At 68.8% G+C, this 6,959-nt stretch carries 5 protein-coding genes; 1 reads left to right on the top strand and 4 read right to left on the bottom strand.

Annotated elements, in window-relative coordinates:
- The 4 genes from manD to uxaC all read right to left on the bottom strand — a co-directional run.
- The coding region (gene manD / locus ACXJ3V_RS19085) for a D-mannonate dehydratase ManD (RefSeq protein WP_457101928.1) at nucleotides 1-1,186 on the bottom strand (1,186 nt) is incomplete at its 3' end.
- Nucleotides 1,183-2,991: a beta-glucuronidase gene (gene uidA / locus ACXJ3V_RS19080; protein WP_457101927.1), complete on the bottom strand. Its 1,809-nt coding sequence runs from the start codon at nucleotides 2,989-2,991 to the stop codon at nucleotides 1,183-1,185. The genes manD and uidA, both read right to left, overlap by 4 nt.
- A gap of 53 nt (nucleotides 2,992-3,044) precedes the next feature.
- Entirely contained in the window at nucleotides 3,045-4,403 is a 1,359-nt protein-coding gene (locus tag ACXJ3V_RS19075; protein WP_457101926.1) for a mannitol dehydrogenase family protein, read from the bottom strand.
- A complete protein-coding gene (gene uxaC / locus ACXJ3V_RS19070; protein WP_457101925.1) occupies nucleotides 4,400-5,797 on the bottom strand; it encodes a glucuronate isomerase in 1,398 nt (465 codons plus the stop codon). Before uxaC ends, ACXJ3V_RS19075 begins: the two co-directional genes overlap by 4 nt.
- 130 nt (nucleotides 5,798-5,927) lie before the next feature.
- Here uxaC and ACXJ3V_RS19065 point away from each other — a divergent pair, with 130 nt between their 5' ends.
- Nucleotides 5,928-6,950 (top strand): LacI family DNA-binding transcriptional regulator, encoded by a 1,023-nt coding sequence (locus ACXJ3V_RS19065; protein ID WP_457101924.1) that lies wholly within the window; start codon nucleotides 5,928-5,930, stop codon nucleotides 6,948-6,950.
- The last annotated feature ends 9 nt before the right edge of the window (nucleotides 6,951-6,959 follow it).

The raw sequence follows: 6,959 nt of genomic DNA, 5'->3' as shown, positions 1-6,959 counted from the left end.
GCTCGTAGGGGTACTTGCCTGCTTCGTCGACGTTCAGTTCGACGCCGAGGCCGGGCTTGTCGCCGGGATGCAGCATCCCGTTGTTCCAGGTGAAGGACTGCTCGAAGACCTGGTCGGTCTTGGCGCCGTGGCGCATGTACTCCTGGATGCCGAAGTTGTGGATCGACAGTCCGAGCTGCATCGCGGCCGCCATGCCGACCGGTGAGATGTCGGTCGGTCCGTGCATGCCCGACTTGATCTGGTACATCGCGGCGTAGTCGAGGGTCTTCTTCAGCGGACTGATGCCGCCCATGTGCGTGACGGCACCGCGGACGTAGTCGATGAGCTGGTCGCGGATGATGTCCTTGAAGTCCCAGACCGTGTTGAAGATCTCGCCGATCGCCAGCGGCGTCGTGGTGTGCTGGCGCACCAGCCGCAGCGCCTCCTGGTTCTCGGCCGGGGTGCAGTCCTCGAGCCAGAACAGGTCGTACGGTTCCAGGCTCTTGCCGAGCTTGGCGGCCTGGATCGGCGTCATCCGGTGGTGGCCGTCGTGCAGGAGCGGGATGTCGGGGCCGAACTCGTTGCGGACCGCTTCGAACACCCCCGGCAGGTGGTGCAGGTACGACCGGGTGTCCCAGTCCTCCTCGACCGGCTTCGCGCCACGCCGGGCAGGTTCGTGGTCGTAGCGGGCTTCGCCGCCACCGGTGTCGGCCGCCTGCGAGGCGATCCCGTAGATCGCCTTGAGTCCTGGCACGCCGGTCTGGATGCGGATCGCCCGATAGCCCTGCTCGAGGTGCGAGCGCACCGAGTCGAACAGCTCGGGCAGCTCCTTGCCCGACGCGTGGCCATAGGCGAGCAGCCCGGTGCGGCTGGCGCCGCCGAGCAGCTGGTAGACCGGCATCCCGGCCGCTTTGCCCTTGATGTCCCACAGCGCCATGTCGACGGAGGCGATCGCGGCCATCGTCACCGGCCCACGGCGCCAGTATGCGGAGCGGTACAGGAACTGCCAGGTGTCCTCGATCTTCGCGGCATCCGACCCGATCAGCAGCGGCACCACATGCTCGGTGAGATAGGCGACCACCGCCAGTTCGCGGCCGTTGAGGGTCGCATCACCCAGCCCCGTCAGCCCGTCGTCCGTCGTGAGCTTGAGCGTCACGAAGTTGCGGTCCGGGCTGGTGACGATGACCTCGGCCTTGTCGATGATCATGAGGGGTTCCCTTCTGTAGTGCCGGGTTTGCGGTTGCCGATCGCGCGCCAGCGATCCCGGAGGGCGAACGCCGCGGCCTTCGGCTTGCGGTCGCGGCTGAACACGCCCTTCTTGTTGCCGCCGACGCGGTGGATGCCGACGGAGGTCTCGAAGTCCGCGAAGTTCCACACCTGCTCCCCCACGAAGGCCGGGATGCTGTCGAACACGCGGTGGTTCATCGCGAGGTAGTCGCGCTGATACTCCTCGGTCCACGGCACGTCCCAGACGGAGTGGAGGCCCGAGAGCGTGTCTGCGCCGTACTCGGTCATCACGATCGGCTTGTCGTACTTCGCGGCCCACGCCTGCAGGTCTCCGCGCAGGTGATTCTCGGCGGTCGCGAGGTCGCCGGTGGCGACGTACCAGCCGTAGTAGCGGTTCAGGCACAGGACGTCGAGGAGATCCGCGACACGATCGGTCTCGGATGTCGCGAACATCACATTGGCGATGGTGACCGGGCGGCTGGGGTCGAGCTCGCGTGTGAGCGCGATCAGCGGCTCGAAGTATTCGCGAGCGCCGTCCTCCTGCGATGCCGGCTCGTTCGCGACGCACCACATCACGACGCTGGGGTGGTTCTTGTCGCGGGCGATGAGCTCGCGCAGGTGCTGCGCGTGCGCGGCGCGGGTGCCGGCGTTCATCGTGTCGGGCGAGAAGGTCGGCCGGGACGGTGCTCCCGTGATGCCGGCGGCGAGGGAGAGGTTCAGTCCGACGGCGGCGGTCTCGTCGATGACGACGATCCCATGCCGGTCCGCGTATTCGAGCACCTCCTCGGCATACGGGTAGTGCGACGTCCGGAACGAGTTCGCGCCGATCCAGTCCAGCAGCTCGAAATCATGGACGAGGTAGGCGTTGTCGTGACCCTTGCCGCGCACCGCGGCGTCCTCATGCTTGCCGAACCCCGTGAAGTAGAACGGCTCCCCGTTGATCAGGAACTCCGCACCGCGAACCTCAACGGTGCGGATCCCGATCGGCAGGTGATACCCGTCGAGGACGGTCTCGCCGTCCACGACCTCCACCGTCAGGTCGTACAGGTAGGCGGCACCCGGCTGCCAGAGGGTCGCGTCGGCGATCGAGAGCGAGCCGGATGATCCGGATGCCTCGGCAACGGCGGTGCCCGCGGCATCCGTCACCCGCACCCGCACCTCACCGGCGCCTTCAGCCTGGACGGCAAAGTTCACGATGCCCGTCGTGCCGTCGACGTCCGTGGTGACGGTGACGTCGGCGATGTGCGCGACCGGGGTGGAGTACAGCCACACCGAGCGGGCGAGGCCGGAGTAGTTGTAGAAGTCGTGCCCGTAGGTCTGCTTCTGCGCACCGTCGGGACCGGTCGTCACCGTGCCGGGTGGGATCGTGATGTTCGTGAGCCGGTTGTCGACGCCGATCGTGAGCCGGAATGCCGTGCCGGCCTCGACGATCCCCGTGAGGTCCGCCTCGAACGGCGTGTAGCCGCCGATGTGGGTCGCGACGAGGCTGTCGTTCACGTAGACCTGGCCGGCATGGGTGGCCGCATCGACGCGGAGCACCATGCGCTCCCCCGCCCAGCCGCGCGGCACCTGCACAGTGCGCTGATACCAGACCACGCCGACGTGGTTGCGGATCGCCGGGTCGACGAAGAGGTCGTTGTAGCTGGCGGGCACCGCGGCCTCGAGGGATCCGGCGAGCGCGCCGGTCCACGGCGTTCCCTCGCGGTCGCCGGTGTCGAGCGCGAACCGCCATACGCCGTCGAGATTGACGAGGTCGCGGGTGGCGCCGGCCTGTGGCTTCAGCATCGAAGTTCTCCTGTGTCGTGCGGGCTCATGGCGGAACTCGGGTGTGAGTGCGATCAGTGGAGGGAGTCGGCGAGCGAAGCGACCGCGCGCTCGACCTCGGAGCAGAAGGCGGGATCGGCCCCCAGCTGCGCGTCGAGCACTGTCACGAGCCCCGCGGAGCCGGGGGTCTCCGCCCGGTCCGCGGGCAGCGGTGAGCGGCCCGCGCCGATCGACAGGATCCACGCGGCGATGACGGTCGCGCAGGCAGCCGCCGGGGCGCCGGCTGCGCGCTCGCGGAGCGCGACGGGCACGATGCGAAGCCGCAGCTTCGTGATCGAATCCGTGCTGATCTGGTCGAGGTGGTGCGCGATCCGGGGGTTGCGGAATCGCTCGAGCAGGGCTGCGCGGTAGTGCTCCAGACCGAGGTCGGGCAGGTGGCGGGCATCTTCGTCCCACAGTCGCTCCACGGCCGTGAGCACGACGGGGTCGGCGATCGCCTCGGCGACGAGCGCGTGGCCGCGCAGCCCCCCGAGCAGCGCGATGAGGGTATGCGCGCCGTTGAGCATCCACAGCTTGCGGTGCTCCCACGGTTCGATGTCGTCCACGAACCGCGCGCCCGACGCCTCCCAGTCGGGTCTGCCGGAGGGGAACTCGCCGCTCAGCACCCAGTCCGAGAAGGGTTCGGTGACGACGGGGGCTTCGTCGACCCATCCGGTCGCCGCACGCAGGGCCAGCCGGTCGGCATCGGTCATCCGCGGGGTGATGCGATCGACGGATGTCGAGACCAGGCGCACCCCCTGGGCCAGCCAGGCGGCGACCGCGGGTGCCGCGCGCTCGGCGAACTCCCGGAGCGCGGCCCCGACCACACGGCCGTTGTCGGGGATGTTGTCGCACGGGACGATCGCGAGCGGGGGCGCGCCGGCACGGCGACGACTGTCGAGCGCCAGCGTGATGCGGCCGAGCGCGGTCGCCGGGGCGGCGTCTGCGCCGCCGCGCAGCAGTTCGATGTCGTCGCGCACGTCCGGGTCGTCGATGTCGAGCCGACCGTCGCGGTCGAGCCGATAGCCCGCCTCGGTGATGGTGAGCGTGAGGATGACCACGTCCGGATCCGCGAGGGCCGCGACGAACGCGGTGACGTCATCGCCCGGCGCCACCCGCACGATGCTCGGCACGACCTCAGCGTGGTCGCCGTCCGCGCTGCGTTGGATGAGCGTGTAGAGGCCGTCCTGTGGTGAGAGCCGCTCGACGAGTTCGGCGGAGCGGCCGGTGAACGCGGCGATGCCCCAGTCCGCGGCATCCGTCGCCCGCGCGGTGTACCAGGCCTGATGGGCGCGATGGAAGGCGCCGAGGCCGAGGTGCACGATCCGGACGGGTGGCACCGGGGTGGCGGGGGTGGCGGCTTCGCGGGTGAGGCGGATGGGCGTCTCGATCACAGCTTGAACGCCTTCCGCGGGATCGCGTCGACGAGATCGTCGGCGATGCGCTCGGCGACCGGCATGGCGATGCGGCCCTCGGCGACGTAGCGGGCGAGGAACGCGGCATCCACTCGTCTCGCGGTGTCGTGGCGCGCGGGGATCGACGCGAAGGCGCGTGTGTCGTCGATGAACCCGGCGCCGCGGTAGAAGCCGGCCGTCTCCGTCACGGCCGACCGGAATCGGGTGATCGCGTCCGGGGCGTCGAGGAACCACCACGGTGCGCCGATGAACAGGCTCGGGTAGAACCCGGCGAGTGGGGCGATCTCGCGCGAGTAGTTGGTCTCGTCGACCGTGAACAGGACGACGTGCAGGCCCGGTTCGAGTCCGTACTTCTCCAGGAGGGGACGGATGCCGTGGGTGAATCCCGTCGGGACCGGGATGTCGTGCCCGGTGTCGGGGCCGAGCCGCTCCAACGTCGTGGTGCTGTGATTGCGCAGCACTCCGGGGTGGATCGTCATGACGAGTCCGTCGTCGACGCTCATCCGCGCCATCTGGAGGAGCATGTGCCCGCGGAACAGACGCCGCTGCGCGGCATCCGCCGTCCCGGCCAGCACCTGCTGGAACAGCCGAGCGGCATCCGCGGCCTCGAGGTCGGCGGTGAACAGCTCCTGCACACCGTGGTCCGTGGACACGGCGCCGTGCGCGACGAAATGCGCGCGGCGCGCCTCGAGCGCGGCGAGGTACCCGGCGAACGTGGTGGGCTGGCCGGTCGCGGCGAGGAGCGCGGGGACGCGGTCGGCGAACTGCGCCGCATCGGGGTCGAGGTACTGGTCCGGGCGGAATGTCGGCAGGATGCGCGTCTTCACCCCGGAACCACGCAGAGCGGCATGGTGCGCGAGATCGTCCAGCGGATCGTCGGTGGTCGCGAGCACGTCGATCCGGAATCGCTCGAGAAGCGCTCGCGGCCGGAAGCCCGGGAGCGCGAGCTGGCGCCCGATCTCGTCGTAGATCGCGTCCGCGGTATCCGGGCGGAACGGATCGTCGATGCCGAACACCGACGAGAGCGCTTCTTCGATCCAATAGCCCGACGCTGTGCCGGCGAACAGGTGCCAGTGGTCGGCGACTGTGCGCCAGATCTCACGTGGTCCGGCCGCGGCAGGGCCGAGCCCGAACGCAGCGGCGGGGACGCCTGCGGCGTGCAGCAGGCGGGTGACGTAGTGGTCCTTCGTCACCAGCAGTTCCGCCGCGTCGGAGAACGGGAGATTCGCGTCGAGCATCGCGGCAGCCACGTGTCCATGGGGCGAGATGATCGGCGCCGCCGCGACGCGGTCATAGAGGTCGCGCGCGATCGACCTCGTCCCCGCGTCGACGGGGAAGAGTCGATCGGGATCGCGCCGGTGCGAAAGAGGCATACTCACCCATCATCGAATTCCGTGAAACCTGCCTGAGTACATTCCCACGGGAATCCCCGTTTGTCAACCGATTGCCAGAATACGAGAAGGTGAAGTGTGTCAGCATGGAGCCTGACCAGGAGGAGTTGCGGTGGAACCGGAATCGCACGTCGAGCGCGAAAATGGCAACCGGAAGCCGGTTGTCACCATCTACGACGTCGCACGTCACGCCGGGGTGAGCCCGTCGACTGTTTCGCGGGCGTTGAACAAGCCTGGCCGGATCAACAGGAACACCGAGAAGCGCATCCAGGAGGCGGCATCCGAACTCGGCTACCGACTCAACCCGATGGCGCGCGCGCTGCACACGGGGCGCACCGGAACGCTCGCACTGATGGTTTCGGATATCACGAACCCGGTGTACTTCGAGTTGATCCGTGGCGCGGAGCGGGTCGCGGCGGGCGAGGGCTCCACCTTGGTTCTTGCCGAGTCTCAGGAATCGCCGGAACTCGAGCGCGCATCCGTCGAGCGGCTCCAGCCGGCGGTGGATGGAGTGGTTCTGGTCGGCTCCAGACTCTCCGATGAGGACATTCGGGACCTGTCTCGCGTCAAGCCCCTCATTCTCGTCAATCGCACCGTGGACGGCATTCCGGCCGTCGTCCCGGACATCGAGCCAGGGGTGACTGAGCTCCTCGACCACCTCCAGGGCCTGGGCCATCGCTCGATCGGCTATCTGTCGGGCCCKACCGCCTCATGGATCAATCAGCTTCGCTGGACCACCCTCTTCGACCGCGCTGTCGAGCGTGGCGTGTCGATCGTCGAGCTCGGCCCTTCGGTGCCCACCCGCGAGGGCGGTGCAGCGATCCTCCCCCGGGTGCGAGCTGCCGCCGTGACGGCGGTGGTCGCTTACAACGACCTGATCGCGATGGGCCTGCTGCGGGCATGTCGGGATGCCGGCATCCGCGTCCCAGAAGACCTCAGCATCGTCGGATTCGACGACATCTTCGGCGCCGACCTGACCTCTCCCGCGCTCACGACGGTCCGCAGCCCCATGCGCGAGCTCGGCGAGGGAGCGGTCCGGAGACTGCTCACGGAGATCGCCGGTCAGCCCGCAGCCAACGGCCTGAAGCTGACCACCGAGCTGATCGTGCGCGAGTCCACCGCCCAKATGGGCTAGATCCGCTGC

This window comes from Microbacterium sp. P5_E9 (assembly GCF_054049175.1).
Note: the sequence above shows the minus strand (reverse complement) of the source record. Positions and strands in the feature narration are given on the sequence as shown.